Origin of the sequence: Corallococcus exercitus, assembly GCF_003611585.1 — a bacterium.
Taxonomy (GTDB): domain Bacteria; phylum Myxococcota; class Myxococcia; order Myxococcales; family Myxococcaceae; genus Corallococcus; species Corallococcus exercitus.
Window position 1 is genome coordinate 1 of the sequence record NZ_RAVW01000813.1, and the last position, 977, is coordinate 977.

The following is a 977-nucleotide window of genomic DNA, read 5'->3' on the forward strand; positions in this document are numbered from 1 at the left end:
GGCCCCGCCCCCGCCGCCCGCGAAGAAGCTGACGCGCAAGGAGCGCGAGGCCGAGGCGAAGCGCCAGCGCGAGGAGGAGGCCCGCCTCAAGCGCGAGGAGGAGCACCGCAAGAAGGAGGAGGAGGCGCAGCGCAAGAAGGACGAGGAGGCGAAGCGCAAGGCGGACGAGGAGGCGAAGCGCAAGGCGGAGGAAGAGGCCAGGCGCAAGCGCGAGGAAGAGAAGAAGCGCCCCAAGCTCGACGAAGACGATCTCCGGAACTACTAGCCATGCGCCGCCTTTCATCGCTCATCGTTCCCTCGGTCCTGGTCCTGGGACTGTCCGCCTGCAGCCTGCTCGTCGACTTCGATCCCGAAGGGCAGCCCTGTGATCAGGGCAAGTGCCTGGAGGGCTACGTCTGCCGCGACCAGGTCTGCGTCTCCGACGACAGCGCCCCTCCTTCCGACGCCGGCACCAGCGACGCCGGCACCAGCGACGCCGGCACGTCCGACGCGGGCTCCACCGACGCCGGTGACGGCACGGATGCCGGCACCTCGGACGGCGGTCTGCTGACCGACGGCGGCCTCCGCGACGGGGGCTGAAGTCCCAACGCCGGGCCTGCGTCACCGGTCACCGCACCGGTGCCGGGCCCGGCTCCATCGCGGCGGGAGGCCTCCGGGCTCGGCGCCGTTCGCGGCCCTCCTCGCCACCGGCGGGCGGCGCGCCGTCCGGGCCCACCCTCGCTGAACCTTCGGGCCCTGGCTCCAGGGGATGGCGCGCGGCGCCCTGTAAACACTCCCGCACGTGGCCGCCGGGCCGCGCCGTGTCCCCCCGGACACGGCTGCCTGCCAGCGAGCGTCACCGCGAAACCCCCGTCATTCCAGCCACTTGCACGCGACGTCCGCGCCGGGGACCACGGCCGGTGCGTGGCATCATCCGTGCTCTGACGCAGGCCCAAGGAGGCATCAACGACATGGGCAAGCGCGTGGGAGGCTGTCTC

1 protein-coding gene and 1 pseudogene are annotated in these 977 nt (G+C 72.6%); both read left to right on the top strand.

Annotated features, from left to right (window positions below):
- Nucleotides 1-265, top strand: a pseudogene (locus D7W79_RS42260) (PEGA domain-containing protein); the annotation flags it as partial.
- Nucleotides 266-267: 2 nt separating this feature from the next.
- On the top strand, nt 268-579 hold the full coding sequence (locus D7W79_RS42265; protein WP_120530778.1) for a hypothetical protein: 312 nt from the start codon (nt 268-270) through the stop codon (nt 577-579).
- Nucleotides 580-977 lie beyond the last annotated feature (398 nt).

Bases quoted from the DNA above. Each gene is read 5' to 3' on its own strand.
- D7W79_RS42265 (WP_120530778.1), top strand. From the start codon at position 268: ATGCGCCGCCTTTCATCGCTCATCGTTCCCTCGGTCCTGGTCCTGGGA.